The organism is Ruminiclostridium cellobioparum subsp. termitidis CT1112 (genome assembly GCF_000350485.1).
Lineage (GTDB): Bacteria > Bacillota > Clostridia > Acetivibrionales > DSM-1351 > Ruminiclostridium > Ruminiclostridium termitidis.
This window is the reverse complement of the sequence record NZ_AORV01000065.1, coordinates 112,094-127,879: the sequence shown is the minus strand read 5'-3', so window position 1 is coordinate 127,879 and position 15,786 is coordinate 112,094. Positions and strand designations below refer to the sequence as shown.

Genomic DNA, 15,786 nt, shown 5'->3' with positions numbered 1-15,786 from the left:
GCGTATAATCATGACAATCTTCTATTTTACATCCACAGGCAACTGCCTTGCAGTGGCTAAGAAAATCGGCGGTAATCTTGTTTCTATTCCACAGGTTATTGATTTACCCGATCTGCATTTCAAAGATAATGTCATTGGCCTGATTTTCCCTGTTTATGGCTTCGGAATGCCCAAAATGGTCCGTAAATTCCTAGAAAGAGCCACATGGGAGGCCGACTATTCCTTTGCCATCGGTACCTATGGAAATCTGCCCGGTGCGGCCATGGTGGATGTGCAAAAATTTGCAAAGAAATATGGACAGCATTTCGATTATGCCGAAAGCCTGCTGATGGTGGACAATTATCTGCCTGGCTTTGATATGAATGACCAAATAGCCAAGCTGCCGGAAAAGCATATTGATGAGAACCTTTCCCGGATCATTGCAGATATTCAAAACTGCAGAAGGCTTGATGCTGCGGCAGGACCTGTCTGGAAAGCCCTTACCGCAGTGGTAAAAAGCGGTGAGAATCTTTTTATGAACGGCAAACAGGGGCAGCGTTACATGATAAGTCAAAATTGTACCCAATGCGGTATCTGTGCTAAAATCTGCCCTGCCGGAAACATTACCGTTACTGATACAGTGATGTTCAAAAGTCAATGTGAGGGGTGCCTTGGATGCGTCCACATATGCCCCCAAAATGCGATACATATGAAAAACGAAAAGAGCATCTCACGGTGGCGCAACCCCGATGTTTCACTGAATGAAATTATCACTGCAAACAACAGGCAGAAAGGAAACACAAAATGAACAAAACAATTGCAGTCACCGGTGGCACAGGCTACATTGCCGGATTTGTCATCGCCGAATTTTTAAATCACGGCTATATGGTACGTGCAAGCGTGCGCAGCCTAACAAAAGTTGAAGCTTTAAAAAAAGACCTGTCCACTTTTGTGAATGAAGAAGCCCTGCTGCGCCTTTCGGCGTTTGAGGCTGATTTAACTTCACCAGAGGGCTGGGCAGATGGTTTTTCCGGTGCAGACGGCATTATTCACGTTGCTTCTCCTTTGGGACACGGTACAGAGTCAGCAGAAGAATTGCGGCGTATTGCTGAGGGCGGTACGCTGAATGTCCTGCAAGGCGCGTTGGACGCCGGAGTAAGGCGGGTTGTCATGACGTCCTCCCAAGCGGCTTCTACCCCAAAAATATCCGCAGGTAAGGTTGTGCTGGATGAAAAATTCTGGAGTGATGACAATAATCCTGAACTTGACCCATACCGCTTATCAAAAATTGCCGCTGAAAAGGCGGCGTGGACTTTTTCCGGAAAACATGGGCTTGATTTGAGTACAATTCTGCCCGGAGCGGTTTTCGGGCAGGTTATGAGTGCCGGAAATATCAGCTCCAACGATATTCTGCTCAGGCTGATAAATGGTGGGCTGCCCCGTGCCCTGAATATTCCCCTTGAGGTGAGCAATGTACGGGATTTGGCACAACTCCACCGACTGGCATTTGAAAACGACAATGCCATTGGGGAGCGCTTTCTTGCCGCCAGCCAAACAATCCGCATGCCGGAAGTGACGCGGATTTACCGTGAACAATATCCGGATTCAAAAACGCCAATAAATACGTTTCCCAACTGGATGGTGCGCTTTCTGGCGATTTTTATTCCGGCTCTGCGTTCAATGGTGCCCATGTTGGGCCGTGAGTATTCACACACTACGGAAAAAGCCGAGCGGCTTCTGGGATGGATCCAGCATACCCCAAGGGAAACTGTATTAGATGCGGCGGCCTCCTTCGGGCAGCTGGGGATGATTAAAAGCCGTAGTTACTGAAGCGCGGCAAAATATATTGGGTTCGGCATACAATTATTTATGAAAAGTAAAAATTCCATCCATGGGTGGAATTTTTTTTAACCTAAAAACAACTTTTTTAACTTAGTAACTGAATTTGACTTTCTTGGGTTATATATTTAAAAGAGTTTATTTAAGGTGTAAAGATGGAGTGGGGAGGCTGGATTAGTTACTTTAGTAAATTCATAGAATGATGGAAGACAGCAGCAATATATGATATGATGACGATAAACAAGAATTTACCGAGTAGCCTGGAGCTATGGATTATTTATATTTATCTAAGGAGCTATCAATGGATTTCCATTTACTTGACATGGAGAATTGGGAGCGAAGAGAATACTATACGCATTATATTAATGAAGTCGTATGTACCTATTCCATTACAGTTGATATGGACATTACAGGCTTAGAGGGTCAAAAGCTTTACCCAGCCATGCTATAGCTAAATTCCCTCAATGTGATGATGAGATAACATGATATAGACAAACAGGATTTGAAGGGCTGATTACTTATATAGCCTACACGAATTTGTATCCAGGAGGATTATCTGTGAAAAAGAAAATCGGAGTTATTGCCATACTTTTATTAATAATAGCAATCGGGTTGCTGTTATTAAGTACTGGGGGAAAATTAACAAGTGTTATGATAAACGATTATTCAATATCCGAAGATGGCGGTGTAATGACAATAAAAGTTGGTGTAGCAAGCAGTATGGGTTATGTAAGAATGCTTAAAGAGAGTGAAGACCGAAATAAAAAATTTATCACTTTTTATTCAACATATGGATTGAACAGTAACATCGGTGCTAAAAACGAATTTCAAGTAAAATTACAACCATCCTGCGATAAAATATATTTTTACAGTGCAAATGGTGAATACAAATTAAAGCTGCAAAAAAACAGCCAGACAAATGAATGGGAAAGAGTTAGATAGTGATAAGATTATTAAAGATAATAAGCATAACCGACAGTGATAGCAAGCAAATTCCAATTTTTCGGGCAGTCTTGGATCAAAGGTTATTAATATAACATGGGAAGGATAAATCAATGGAAAAAGATAATGGACTATCTGCATGGGAAACCAATGCTGAGTTTTGGGATGATTTTATGGGGGAAGAGTCAAATCATTTCCACAGGGATTTGGTCAGACCTTTTACTGAAAAATTGCTGGACGTAAAGGCGGGTGACTTGATATTGGATATTGCCTGTGGAAACGGAAATTTTTCACGGAGACTCGCAGAAAACGGTGCTAATGTTGTTGCGTTTGATTACAGTCCAAATATGATTGAGCTTGCCAAAAGGAGACGTGCCAATTTTCTTGATAAGATAAATTTCAATGTATGTGACGCAACCAACTATGACGAGTTGCTGACTTTGAAACAAGACAGGCCGTTTGATAAAGCAGTTGCCAACATGGCGATTATGGATATTTCTGAAATAAGTCCTCTTATGAAGGCAATTTATGAGATGTTGATTCCAAATGGTGTCTTTGTTTTTGCAACGCATCATCCGTGCTTTACGTATCCTAACAAGGATTACTTTACTTCCTGTATTGACAAGGGTGAAGCAATTGCCGGTCAGCCGGTTCTTCAAAACTACTATCACCGTTCCATGGAAGATATTTTTCGTGAAGCTTTTGACGCAGGGTTTTTAATAGATGGATTTTATGAAGTGCCCTTTAAAGACCAGAAAACTCCTATAATTATGATTGTCCGCCTTAGGAAATATTGAATATAATATGACCCTGACAAATTTGTCGAGCAGGCTGACTCCTTGTGAAAAGAGTCAGCCTGCTTTTTTTTGCCTGCATCCCAAGTGCCTGCCAGCTGATAATCGCAAAGTGATGGCGGAATTCAAAAAATCTCCAATCAGCGGAACAGAAATTGACATGGGACAGCTGCGCTGACGGATATTGCAGGCAATTAACTTTTACTACATGTGAATATTCTATTCATATTCTGGAATACTAAATGCTGGAATACTAAATACAAGAATATAATTGAAAGGAGTTTTTTGATGTCACAATTAAATCAAACTGAATTGCAGAACTTGCGCCATCTTATTGGCGCTCACGACACCGCTCATCAAAAATTACAGGCTTATGCCCAGCAAGCAACCGATCCTGAAATTAAGAAGTTTTTTGAGGATGGAGCACAGGGTGCCATGAAAACTAAACAACAGCTATTAGGCTTTTTAAGCTAAAGGAGGAAGTAATAATGATACAGGAGAAAATAATGGTAAACGATGTTCTTTCCTCTGTAAAGAGCAGTCTGACGTTCTATGCCAACACCATTTCCGAGTGTGCGAACCCCACGCTGCGTGCTGCCATTCAACAGATTCGTAATAATGATGAAGTATCGCAGTATAAGCTGTTCCAGATGGCACAGGCTAAAGGATATTATAAGCCCGCCCTCATGGCTAAGGATGACGAAGTACAGCAAACCAAGTCCCAGCTCACTGGACAGCAATAAAAAACCTTTAACCGGTTTCGGTCAGAATTCAATAAGTAAGTAAAGCCAGCTGTATGCTTTTATATAGCAAAAAGAATATGGCTATAAACAAAGACCCTGTAGGACAGTACTATAAATGTCCATCCCGCAGGGTTCTTTGCTTTTTGAACAGAAATTACTTGCCTGGCGGATTTACACTCCAGCATACTTTCGTATAAGGCTTGCATGACCCCGCTTGGCGCTATTCCAAGCATGATTCTGTATAATTGTTTCATCACATTATAATGAATTGTTGTCTATAAAGAGGGTATTATTCGAAAGAGTATAAAATCTGCCGCAAATTTTACAGGAAATTAGTATGTTATATTAAAATTTAAGATTCGGTTTATTGAGAAAGTTACAGAAAGTATTACAACAAAATACATCGATATTCAACAAACTGTAACATTTTTAAATATTTTTATAAAACTGACAACATTTTACAAAAATACATATTTACAAAAATAAACTTAGGTGGTATTATTAGCTTAAAGCAATTTCCATAAATTTACATCTTGGGGGAGGCGGGAAAGAATTTTATTGAATACACTTTTTCTTATGAAAGTTTGCTTTATTTGCTTTATATGTTATCTTGCTAAAGTTCCATTATTTCATTTACATCTAAAGTAATTGTCAGCGATGTGTTTCCAGGAGATTTTCCACAATTCAATCAAACAGAAGTTTACTAATTCTAAGTAACAAAAATATTCTATGTTTATTTATGAATCCAATCAATAATCTACTTAAAAAGTGAAGTGGTTTATAGCAGTATGCTAATTTTACAATAATTTTATGTAAATTTTATTGTGAGTGTATTCAGTTTACTATTTTTACCGGTTTCGTTCTATTTGGTATTTTAATTTTGTTGTTTCAAGTAAAAGTATCTTCTCAGAAAGGAGGTGAAGTCAAATGTTAACCGAATACGACACGGGATAAGTAATGTACGGTAAAGTACACAACCGTCAAAAACATGAAAGGGAGTGATTCCTGGAAAAGAATATTTGATTTGTATACAGGTAAGTAGTAACTAATAACTAGTAAAATTAAATTTAAGGAGGCTTATATTATGTTAAAGATTAAAAGATTAATGTTATGTTTGGCAATTGTAATGAGTTGTTCTATGTTTTTTGCATTAATTGGAAATGCGGCAACAAACTATTCACAAAGCTGGACTAATGGTCAGGGAACAGTAAATTACCAAAATTTATCCGGTGGACAATACAAAGTTAACTGGAGTAATGTCGGGAATTTTGTTGCCGGTAAAGGCTATAATCCATCGGGAAGCAGAACTATGAGCTGGTCCGGTTATGCCAGCGGTGCTCAATATTTTGGTGTCTATGGGTGGCTTACAGGACCGTTGGTAGAGTATTACATCGGTCGAGGCGGCGGTAGCAGCAAAGGCTCCTATAGTACCAGCAAGGGTACATACACCTTATATACACAATCGGTAACAGGTCCTTCAATTCAAGGAAATACGACTTTTACACAGTATAATTGCAGCGGTAGCAACAGTAGCGGCATAAATCTTGCAGAACACTTCGCAGGCTGGAGAGCATTGGGACAACCTGTAGGCAGTACAAATTACTGTATAGTAGCGGTAGAAGGATGGGGAGGCAGCAGCGGCAGTGCTGATGTAACAGTTAACTAAGTCCTTTGCCAAGGGTAATTAAGCCCACTTTATAACCAGAGGCCGTCTGGTGGAATCCACGGGGCGGCCTTAATCGTACCTTTTCAGGTTTAATTTGTTAGCCATAACTTTTAAAGGAGATATATTAATGAAAAAACTATTGATTATTCTTTTTTTATCAATAATAGTTGCTGGCAGTGCATGTTCTCAAGCAGGACCAAATAACCAAGAAAAGCTTGAAGATCAAGAAAGACTTGGTAATTTTGTATTAGTCAAAGGTGGAACTTTTAAAAATACAAAGTCAAAATATTATGGAAAAAGTTTAAATATATCTGACTTTTTTATCTGTAGATATGAGGTAACTCAAAAAGAGTGGTTTGATGTAATGAAGAATAATCCCTCGGAATTCAAAGACAAAAATTGGCAGGTAGAAGTTGAAAGTAATCCCTCAGGATTTAAGGGCAATAATTTACCGGTAGAAATGGTAAGCTGGTATGACTGTGTAGAATACTGTAATAAAAGAAGTATAAAAGAGGGGTTAAAACCATATTACAATATTAATACGGATAAAAAAGATTTAAAAAATAAGAATGACAATGATAATGTAAAATGGACCGTAACCACCAATATAAAAGCTAATGGCTACCGGCTGCCGACGGAAGCGGAGTGGGAATATGCTGCACGTGGAGGTCAAATGAGCAAGAGTTATAAATACAGTGGAAGCGATGATGTTAATCAAGTAGCATGGTACTGGGTAAATTCAGGAGATAGAAACTTAACAGGCTTTTGGTCTTATTCTGTAATAAAAAGCAACAATAACAGGGCAAAACCTGTCGGTGCAAAAATGCCTAATGAGCTAGGAATATATGATATGTCAGGTAATATAAGGGAATGGTGCTGGGACTGGTATGAAGACCTGGATAGTAATAGCGAATCTGTACGGGTTATAAGAGGCGGCGGTTGGCTTGGAGATGGTTTCTGCTGTGAGCTGTCTTTTCGGGACAAGTGGAATGCGAATAGCAGAGGTAACGATACGGGCTTGCGTGTGTGCCGTGGTGAGGCTTAAGCATAGCCGAATATCTTCATTATAATTCACCAAACGACAATGCCAAATGTTTTCGAACTGGAGTTTTATAGAAGCGTAAGTCTGATTGAGAAATAAAATAAAAATCTTTAAACAAAAAAGAAAGGAATATTATAATATATCCCTTCCTTCAGAGGTCAGCAGAACAGGTGAATCTTTCAGCTCTTTAAGAAGTTGGTCTATTGCCCTTGAGTTTTCGGCAATTTGTCTTTTCAGTTCATCTTCACTCAGATTTGAAAATAGTTTTTCCATAAAATCACCACCTTTTAATGTAATTTTACATTTTAAGTTTTAAGGAAGGATTTTATTAATGTTAAATCTTTATTAAAAGTTAATTCGATAAGATGGTAACTATGGGAGTTTTGCTTCCATACCGTATTTTTAATCAATAAAAGTGCGGTATTTTTTTCTGTCCGGTTTTAAAAAGCACTGTTTATTTTACTTATTTATTATAGGGTGTTTTCCCTAAATAAAACTGAATATTCAAAGGGACTAAAGGCAAGAGGGGATAGACGGATACTATCTCCTTTTTGCCGCTTTATCAGGTATGCCAATATCAAAGCATGTATATCATATGATTCCGGGAACGAAATTTAAGTCACCTATTCGAAAACAACCCCTGCACGGTGAGGCAGAGGTTGTTTTTGTTCAGGAGAGAGATTCAAATATTTTTAGCATCAGACAAGTATCATAACAAGTATTATAATAAGAAAGTAATAAATTTAATGGAAAAGAAATCAGCAGTCATTACATCGTCACTTTCTATAAGTCTTAAATTGATATAGTTTGCCCCAACGCCAACTAATGTTCCGGTTCTGTCCAATAGAGTCCCGGTTCCTATCAGGAATTCCACCCGCACTCTTCTTCCTAATTGAGTACGTAAAAAACCATTTAAATATTCCGTACTGGTTAATGTCAACGGCTCAGGCTGCGTCAAGGGAGTAATGGGTGCAAAATCCTGCGGTCCTCCTGTGATGGCTTGTGTGGGCTGACCCTGATGCAGCATCGGCTGTCCCTGGGGAAATGCCGGTTGACCTTGAGGTGTGGTCGGCTGGCTTTGAGGTACCATCTGTGTAGTGCCATCCGGTCTTTCTTCGTAGCAGCAGGGCAGAGTATAATATGGAATCGGTCGGTTTGTCATAAAATTCGAACTTCCTTTCATGATTAGAATTTATTATGGTCGGTATTATGTCTGAGCGTATTTTTGAGTCGGGGTGTAAAAACAATGCTGGGCTATTCGCGTAAATATTACACCGGTATTACCGGGTGGAAAAAATGAGCCGCAGGTTGGCCTGAAGGGATTATAGTACCACAGGCAATCTGCCACTGATCCCAGTATACCTCCCGTCAGTGCCCAATCAGCTATGTCATAATGAAGTTGCTGCGGATTCATGTTATATATATTCTGAGGATTATATTGACCGCCTACGACTTCCTTCACACATGTAAACTGACCTGCCTGAAGGATTGCTGCCCGTACGTCGCCGTGAAGTTCCCTGAAAAACTGACCGTATGGTACTGTAGTTCTGTTCATGATTACCGATGCTACAGCCTTCATACCGTTATCACCTTCGCCTTCGGCTTCACATTGTATTATTCTGGCCATTAATTCCCTATCTGTGTATGGCATTCGCTATCACCTTTAAAGCAAATATTTATCACTATATATTCTAATAGCAGTATATTAAAGGGTATTTGATAATGTTACATAATTGAAGAATTATGTAAATTAGCCGGGTTGCGGGACTCTCAACAACCAATATACTTCGCAGATGGTATTTACACATAAAAATACCCGGTACGGGACCGGGTATGATAATTGTTGAGAAAGTCAGTCAAAACTGAATATTCTTGATCTCCAGCAAAAATTAATCAATTTCTGAAATGAATTGACGTACTATACCACGTGTGAAATGGCTGGCTGTTTTTTCAATAAACAATGGAAAATTAATGCTTGCATGCTCATCGGCCTTGTCGGATATTACTCTGAAAACAATATAATCAATCCCATGTTCATAGCAGACCTGGGCTACTGCGGCTCCCTCCATTTCAATACACTTGAGGTCGGGTATCTCCTCTGTCAGACTTCTGACCTTGCTGCTGTCGGCAATGAATTGGTCGCCGCTTGCAACAGTGCCCACGACAACTTTTGGCGTTGTAATGCGGAACTCTGTCAGGGCTTCCTGTGACACATCTTCTGCCATATAATGTGATACATAATGCATGGCGGATTTCGCCCCAAGAGCTGTAAGCCTGCTATCGGCCTTGAATATGTCAACTCCCAGCAGAGGTATCTCGAACTTTTTACATCCCGGCAGCATGCTGGCGTCCATATCATGCTGTACAAGCCTGTCGGCAATTACTATATCGCCGATATTCAATGCTCTGTCTGCTCCGCCGGCAACTCCTGTGAATATGACCAGATCAACCTTAAACACCTCAATAAGACAAGTAACCGCAGATGCCGCAGCAACCTTGCCGCATTTTGAAAATACCAGGACTGCGTCCTTTCCGAAAAGTTTTCCTGTATAATAGTCTCTCATACCGATGGTTTTAGTTTCAGTGATCTCCATACTTTTTGTGAGCAGCTTGATTTCCTGCTCCATAGCTCCAATTATACCAATTAACATAGGTTTCTCCATTTCATAAAAATAATAGGTCTGTGAAGCATAGTGCCCACAGACCTATTATAATTGAAAAATTCCATATTTTAAAGGAGGACTTGAATCAGCTTTGTCTGATTTCTCCATCTGTTCCGATTATTACAATACTCCAGGGAATTATTTTACCCGACTCCATGAGTGCTGTCTTTACTGCATTTACTATGCCGCCGCAGCAGGGAACTTCCATTCTCAGGATCTTAACGCTGTTAATGTTGTTATTGGAAAGAATGGCTGTAAGCTTTTCGGAATAATCCCCATCATCAAGCTTGGGGCAGCCGATGAGAGTTATCCTGTTTTTTATGAAGTCCTTGTGGATATTGGCATAGGCAAAGGCTGTGCAATCGGCTGCGATCAGCAGATCACAGTTGTCAAAGTACGGTGCATTCACAGGAACCAGCTTTATCTGGCAAGGCCACTGCATAAGTTCGGAAGTGAGAGGCTGGGCCGAAACAGGAGCAGACACATTGCTTTCAGCGGATCTCTTTATTGCCATTGCCCTTGAACCGGGACAGCCGCCGTGCATTGGAGGGTGTGCATGCGGTGCATGCGGTACATGCGGTACATGTGGTGCGTGTGCTCCATGAGACATATGCGCTGCAGCGGCTCTTTTCTCCATGTTTTCTTTAACAAGTTCTTCATCGTAGGCATCGGCCTCGCGTTCTTCAATTGTGATTGCATTTGTAGGACACTCTGGCAGGCAATTTCCCAGTCCGTCGCAGTAACTGTCGGATATAAGTTTGGCTTTGCCGTTTTCTATAACAAGTGCCCCCTCGTGGCAGGCATTTACACAAAGGCCGCAGCCGTTACATTTTTCCTCATCAATCCTTATAATATTTCTTTTCATAATATCCTCCTCTTGAGCTTGTGCTCCCTTAAAATTTATAATTGAGTAATTGTATACTTATTAACATTTATGACTTACATTTGTGATTTATATTTGGTATTGTTTTTTAGCTTATGGGATGATTATAAGGTATAATTGTATATAAATCGGTATCCTGAGATACAAAAAATAAATTTGGAGGAAAACGAGTTGAGTAAATATGAGATTCTTGCCAGGACCTTGTTAAAATGTGAACTGTTTGAGGGTTTTAACCATTTTCAGCTCAATACCATGCTGGAATGCTTCAGTCCAAAGCTGCATTCTTATAACAAGGGTGATTTTATTGTTATGGCGGGCAGCAGGTACCACGGTCTGGGAATCATGGTAGAAGGGAGTGCCGTCATTACAAAGGAAAACGCTGCAGGCAGCAGGGTTATGCTGGGTGTGGTCACAGCCGGAGAACTTTTCGGTGAAGTAATTGCATTTTCGGGAAAAGTGCAGTGGCCGGCGAATGTGCAGGCTCAAACCGACTGCGTGACAATATTTCTTGAAAATAATGCAATTATAAATCAGTGCAGTGAGGCCTGCAGCTTTCACTCACAGCTGATAAAAAATCTGCTCAAGACAGTGTCAAACAGGGCAATCATGCTCAACAGAAGGGTGGAGTACCTGTCCATGAAAAGCATAAACTCAAAAATAGCCTGCCTGCTGCTGGAGCATATGGAGAAATCGGGCAGCCACACCTTCAGATTGCCCATGAACAGAAATGAAATGGCAGATTTTTTGAATATATCGAGACCCTCCATGTCCAGAGAGATGGGAGTAATGCGGGATAGGGGGATAATTGAATTTCAGAAGGAGGCAATACGGATTTTAAAGCCGGATAAACTAAAGGATATGATCAATGAATAATTTAAAATAATGTATAGATTCTTATAACGAGTGAATCCATATAACGAGTAAATTCAAGTAATTGACTTCTTCATATTAATATGATATCATTTAGATATCATATTAATATTGTTCTTATATGGAGGGATCGATATGAAAGAAATAATTGGAAAGACCAAATCGGGAGGATTTATTCTATTATTATCATTTTTGATTTTGATACTTAGCGTTGTCATTTTTGTAGAGGCTATAATAATCGGACCTGAGTTTTTGGCAGCATTAGGTATCTTACTGTTTATTGTATTTATTTTTATGCTGCCGGGCTTCTTTACCATACAGCCCAATGAAGCAATGGTACTGATTCTGTTCGGTAAATATTCCGGCACCATAAAGAAAGCCGGATGGCATTGGGCAAATCCGTTTTATACAAAGAGAAAGATCTCACTGAGATCCAGAAATATCAACGGAGATAAAATAAAAGTCAATGATGAAATGGGCAATCCCATCGAAATCGCTGCTGTTATAGTGTGGAGGGTGGAAAATACCGCTGAAGCCGTTTTTGATGTAGATAACTATGTTGATTACGTAAATGTACAGAGCGAATCGGCCTTGAGACATCTGGCAGGCATGTATCCGTACGATAATACCGAGGACAGTCATACAATATCGTTAAGAGGAAGCGCGGATGAGGTTGCGGAAGCCCTGAAAAACGAGCTGCAGCAGCGTTTGGGAAAAGCAGGTGTGGTAGTTGAGGAAGCAAGACTTTCACATTTGGCATATGCACCGGAAATTGCAGCAGCCATGCTCCAGAGGCAGCAGGCGGCGGCAATCATAGCAGCAAGACAAAAGATAGTTGAAGGTGCGGTCGGTATGGTTCAGATGGCATTAAATAAGCTCAGTGAAAATGAGATTGTGGAACTGGATGAAGAAAGAAAAGCTGCCATGGTCAGTAATCTGCTTGTAGTACTTTGCGGCGAAAAAAATACGCAGCCGGTCATTAATACCGGGACTTTGCACAACTAATATAAAGGCGCTGATATTATGGCAGAAAAGAAATCAATACTACTGAGGCTGAGCCCTAAAATGTGGGAAGAAATATCAAAATGGGCCGACGATGAATTCAGATCGGTAAACGGTCAGATAGAATATCTTATAAGCGAAGCACTCCGCAAGCGGAACAAAAAACTGCCCGGTGAAGAGACTGATGAGAGCAGTCCGGACGGGAATACTGATAGTTAGCTTTAATACTGAGTTTTAGAAAGTTATAAGTTCTATATAACTATATCGAAAAAAGCAACCTGCAGCTTAGATGCTGCAGGTTGCTTTTTTATAATTTTGTAATCTTAAAGTCGGTTCATGATTTATCTTAACTTGTATTTCTTCAATTTCAGATCGAGCTGTTTAACCAGCTGATTAAGGCTTTCCGACGCAATCTTCATATCGTCAAGAGTCTTAAGCTGATTTTCAGTGGTTGCAGCAACTTCTTCGCTGGAGGCGGCGGTTTGCTGGGAAACAGAGGAGATGTTTTCAATTGCACTGATAACTTCACCCTTATCTTCCTGCATTTTAATAACAGCCTTATTTACATCATTTATCTTGGCAACTATGTAATCAATGGCATTTGCTATGTCTGAGAAGGAACTGTTTGTCCTGTCAACTGCAAGGTTCTGCTCCTGAGATACTTTTTTCATTATTTCCATTGAGGAGATGGCTAAAGCAGACTCTTCCTGAATACTCTGCATCATATTATTGATTTCTTCAGTGGACTTTCTGCTCTGGTCGGCCAGCTTACGGACTTCGTCGGCAACAACTGCGAAACCTTTTCCGGCTTCACCGGCTCTTGCTGCTTCAATTGCTGCATTGAGTGCCAGCAGGTTTGTCTGTTCTGCAATGTTTTCAATGGATTCAACAAATAAACCTATATCTTTTGTAGTATTGGTAAGATTTTCAACAACGGCGAAAATCTTCTCAGAGGTTTCGTAGGTTTCTTTGGATTTGTCTCTCAAGGTGGTTACCGCCTTAAGACCCACAGTGTTAAGATCAATTATCTTGTTTGTCTCATTTGTGATACCACTGTAGCTTTCATATACGAAATTTATCTGATCTGAAAGCTTGTCTACTACCTGAACACCCATCTGCGCTTCTTCAGCCTGCGAAGATGCACCCTTTGCTATTTCATCAATAGTCTTTGCAATTTCTTCAATTGCATTGGAAGCGTTTTCGGAAGTCGATGTCACTTTTCTGGAAGCCTGAGAGATGGAAAGTGAGAGATTAAAGAAGCTTTCTATCAGTGAACGCACATCACTGATAACCAGGTTGACAATAGAGGCCATATGTCCCATTATTCCATAAGCCTTTGGTTCGATCATGTGTGAAAAATCACCTGACTTAAAACCATCCAAATCTTTAGAGAACTGTGTGATAGTTTTTTTGTACTGAAGCCCTGTAAGAATTATAAAAACAACACAGCTCGCCAAACTTGCAAACAGCGTGTAAAAGGCAAACTGTACTTTACCGCTTATAATACCTCCAATGACACATAAAACAACACTGATTACAGCACCAATAACATAAAGATTACTGGGCTTTTTACCATTTGTCTCTTCTGTTTTTTTCATAATACTCCCCCCGAAAAATAGAAATGTTGAAAATGAAAACCGTGCAATCTATTTCATTCCTCAAATATAATAACATTATACATTGGAATATACTACTATTCTACAGATATTCTACAAAAAGAAATAAAATCCTTCTTTATTTACCATAGTTAGGCAGTTATTTTTAATGAAAAAGCACTGAAAGCTAAAATCAATTATGAAAAAATTGGAGTAATTTGAGGATTTATAAATTATTGACACGGTGTGTATGATTGTATACAATTATACACATATACATAAATACGATTCTAAAGAGGTTCTGAAGCTAATCAGAACCTATCTTTATAAATTTTTATTCAGCATTTGTGTGGCTGCGCAGCAGCAGAATGGAGAGGTCAATATGATAGAATTTAACAGGAAATCCAACACCCTGGAGCAAACGCAGTACAGGTATGCACTGCAGGATATTGCCGAGCCCAATCTCTACAGAGAGATATATAATTATGACGAGGTGCCCAAATGTGCTTTTAACCACCGCCGGGTGCCAATGAACCCGGCAGATGAAATATGGATAACGGATACCACCTTCAGGGACGGACAACAATCAAGAGCTCCATATACAGCAGAACAGATAGTAACTTTATATGACTATTTACATAAGCTGGGCGGCCCGAAAGGTATCATCCGTCAGACCGAATTCTTCCTTTACAGCGACAAGGACAAGGAAGCGGTATATAAATGTTTGGAGAGAGGATATCAATTCCCTGAGGTAACCAGCTGGATACGTGCGTCCAAGAGTGATTTCCAGCTTGCCAAACAGATGGGCATGAAGGAAACCGGCTTCCTGGTAAGCTGCTCCGATTATCATATATTCAATAAGCTCAAAATGACAAGGAAGCAGGCACTGGACAGCTATCTCAGTGTAATTAAGGAAGCTATCAGTGTGGGTATTAAACCGAGATGCCATCTGGAGGATATTACAAGGGCAGATTTTTACGGTTTTGTTGTTCCTTTTGCACTTGAACTCAGAAAGCTTATGGATGAAAGCGGAGTGCCAATAAAGCTGAGAGCCTGTGATACCATGGGTTATGGCGTTTCCTACCCGGGTGCGGCGCTTCCCAGAAGTGTGGGAGGAATAATTTACGGTTTGAGACATCACGCCGGCTTCCCCAGTGAGTTGATCGAATGGCACGGACATAACGATTTTTACAAGGCTGTCTGTAACTCAGCCACTGCATGGATGTACGGCTGTTCCTCGGTAAACTGTTCACTTTTGGGAATAGGGGAACGTACCGGAAATACACCTCTTGAAGCTATGGTGTTTGAATATGCTTCGCTCAGGGGTACCACCGACGGCATGGATACTACGGTTATTACCGAAATAGCCGAGTACTATGAAAAGGAACTTGACTATGAGATCCCGCCAAGGACACCGTTTGTCGGCAGGCACTTCAATGTGACACAGGCTGGAATACATGCAGACGGACTCTTAAAGGATGAAGAAATATACAACATATTCAATACAGGCAAGCTGCTGAACAGACCTATAGGGGTGGCCATAACACAGACTTCCGGCCTGGCTGGGATTGCATTGTGGATCAACAACTATTTCCGCCTTTCAGGGGATAGTCTTATAGATAAAAAAGATGACAGGGTAGCTGTAATAAAGGAATGGGTTGACGCACAGTACAAGGGCGGAAGAAATACCTCCATCAGTGACAAGGAAATGCTGAAGTGCATAAGGGAACTGGCTCCGGACTTGATTCCGGAAGGCAGATAGTTCCTG

General features: G+C 40.4%; 19 protein-coding genes. 13 read left to right on the top strand and 6 right to left on the bottom strand.

What is annotated here, in order from left to right:
- The first annotated feature begins 10 nt into the window (after positions 1 to 10).
- The 9 genes from CTER_RS28455 (at position 11) to CTER_RS22670 (ending at position 7,008) form a co-directional block, all read left to right on the top strand.
- The gene (locus CTER_RS28455; protein ID WP_004629991.1) at positions 11 to 787 is read left to right on the top strand and encodes an EFR1 family ferrodoxin; all 777 of its coding nucleotides are present in this window, start codon (positions 11 to 13) and stop codon (positions 785 to 787) included.
- Positions 784 to 1,809, top strand: coding sequence for an NAD-dependent epimerase/dehydratase family protein (locus CTER_RS22700; RefSeq protein WP_004629968.1), 1,026 nt, complete (start codon positions 784 to 786; stop codon positions 1,807 to 1,809). Before CTER_RS28455 ends, CTER_RS22700 begins: the two co-directional genes overlap by 4 nt.
- 277 nt (positions 1,810 to 2,086) lie before the next feature.
- Positions 2,087 to 2,269 carry a CatA-like O-acetyltransferase gene (locus CTER_RS29325; protein ID WP_083909078.1) on the top strand — a complete coding sequence of 61 codons (183 nt, stop codon included), beginning with the start codon at positions 2,087 to 2,089 and terminating at the stop codon, positions 2,267 to 2,269.
- Between the two features lie 107 nt (positions 2,270 to 2,376).
- Positions 2,377 to 2,760 carry a hypothetical protein gene (locus tag CTER_RS22695; protein WP_004630199.1) on the top strand — a complete coding sequence of 128 codons (384 nt, stop codon included), beginning with the start codon at positions 2,377 to 2,379 and terminating at the stop codon, positions 2,758 to 2,760.
- Between the two features lie 113 nt (positions 2,761 to 2,873).
- Positions 2,874 to 3,557, top strand: coding sequence for a class I SAM-dependent methyltransferase (locus tag CTER_RS22690; RefSeq protein ID WP_004629592.1), 684 nt, complete (start codon positions 2,874 to 2,876; stop codon positions 3,555 to 3,557).
- Between the two features lie 285 nt (positions 3,558 to 3,842).
- Entirely contained in the window at positions 3,843 to 4,028 is a 186-nt protein-coding gene (locus CTER_RS22685) for a hypothetical protein (RefSeq protein ID WP_004629670.1), read from the top strand.
- A 14-nt stretch (positions 4,029 to 4,042) separates the two neighbouring features.
- Positions 4,043 to 4,297 carry a spore coat protein gene (locus tag CTER_RS22680; protein WP_004630196.1) on the top strand — a complete coding sequence of 85 codons (255 nt, stop codon included), beginning with the start codon at positions 4,043 to 4,045 and terminating at the stop codon, positions 4,295 to 4,297.
- A gap of 1,084 nt (positions 4,298 to 5,381) precedes the next feature.
- On the top strand, positions 5,382 to 5,963 hold the full coding sequence (locus CTER_RS22675; RefSeq protein WP_004630131.1) for a glycoside hydrolase family 11 protein: 582 nt from the start codon (positions 5,382 to 5,384) through the stop codon (positions 5,961 to 5,963).
- A gap of 127 nt (positions 5,964 to 6,090) precedes the next feature.
- The gene (locus CTER_RS22670; RefSeq protein WP_004629608.1) at positions 6,091 to 7,008 is read left to right on the top strand and encodes a formylglycine-generating enzyme family protein; all 918 of its coding nucleotides are present in this window, start codon (positions 6,091 to 6,093) and stop codon (positions 7,006 to 7,008) included.
- 129 nt (positions 7,009 to 7,137) lie between these two features.
- Here the strand turns inward: CTER_RS22670 and CTER_RS28450 are convergent, their stop codons facing one another.
- From CTER_RS28450 to CTER_RS22650, 5 genes are all read right to left on the bottom strand, one after another.
- A complete protein-coding gene (locus CTER_RS28450) occupies positions 7,138 to 7,278 on the bottom strand; it encodes a hypothetical protein (protein ID WP_004629883.1) in 141 nt (46 codons plus the stop codon).
- A 448-nt stretch (positions 7,279 to 7,726) separates the two neighbouring features.
- Positions 7,727 to 8,167: a hypothetical protein gene (locus CTER_RS22665; RefSeq protein WP_004629974.1), complete on the bottom strand. Its 441-nt coding sequence runs from the start codon at positions 8,165 to 8,167 to the stop codon at positions 7,727 to 7,729.
- Positions 8,168 to 8,212: 45 nt separating this feature from the next.
- Positions 8,213 to 8,656: a cell wall hydrolase gene (locus tag CTER_RS22660; RefSeq protein ID WP_004629983.1), complete on the bottom strand. Its 444-nt coding sequence runs from the start codon at positions 8,654 to 8,656 to the stop codon at positions 8,213 to 8,215.
- A 238-nt stretch (positions 8,657 to 8,894) separates the two neighbouring features.
- Entirely contained in the window at positions 8,895 to 9,656 is a 762-nt protein-coding gene (locus CTER_RS22655; RefSeq protein WP_004630182.1) for a 5'-methylthioadenosine/adenosylhomocysteine nucleosidase, read from the bottom strand.
- Between the two features lie 97 nt (positions 9,657 to 9,753).
- Positions 9,754 to 10,533 carry a 4Fe-4S binding protein gene (locus CTER_RS22650; RefSeq protein WP_004629753.1) on the bottom strand — a complete coding sequence of 260 codons (780 nt, stop codon included), beginning with the start codon at positions 10,531 to 10,533 and terminating at the stop codon, positions 9,754 to 9,756.
- Positions 10,534 to 10,722: 189 nt separating this feature from the next.
- On the opposite strand from CTER_RS22650, the gene CTER_RS22645 reads away from it, so the two are divergent.
- From CTER_RS22645 to CTER_RS22635, 3 genes are all read left to right on the top strand, one after another.
- On the top strand, positions 10,723 to 11,424 hold the full coding sequence (locus CTER_RS22645; protein ID WP_004630023.1) for a Crp/Fnr family transcriptional regulator: 702 nt from the start codon (positions 10,723 to 10,725) through the stop codon (positions 11,422 to 11,424).
- Positions 11,425 to 11,556: 132 nt separating this feature from the next.
- Positions 11,557 to 12,426, top strand: coding sequence for an SPFH domain-containing protein (locus CTER_RS22640; protein WP_004629957.1), 870 nt, complete (start codon positions 11,557 to 11,559; stop codon positions 12,424 to 12,426).
- Between the two features lie 18 nt (positions 12,427 to 12,444).
- Positions 12,445 to 12,642 (top strand): type II toxin-antitoxin system antitoxin, encoded by a 198-nt coding sequence (locus CTER_RS22635; protein WP_004630124.1) that lies wholly within the window; start codon positions 12,445 to 12,447, stop codon positions 12,640 to 12,642.
- A gap of 122 nt (positions 12,643 to 12,764) precedes the next feature.
- Here the strand turns inward: CTER_RS22635 and CTER_RS22630 are convergent, their stop codons facing one another.
- Positions 12,765 to 14,021 carry a methyl-accepting chemotaxis protein gene (locus tag CTER_RS22630; protein WP_004629651.1) on the bottom strand — a complete coding sequence of 419 codons (1,257 nt, stop codon included), beginning with the start codon at positions 14,019 to 14,021 and terminating at the stop codon, positions 12,765 to 12,767.
- A 379-nt stretch (positions 14,022 to 14,400) separates the two neighbouring features.
- Between CTER_RS22630 and CTER_RS22625 the strand changes: the two genes are divergently transcribed.
- Entirely contained in the window at positions 14,401 to 15,780 is a 1,380-nt protein-coding gene (locus CTER_RS22625; RefSeq protein ID WP_004630228.1) for a beta/alpha barrel domain-containing protein, read from the top strand.
- The last annotated feature ends 6 nt before the right edge of the window (positions 15,781 to 15,786 follow it).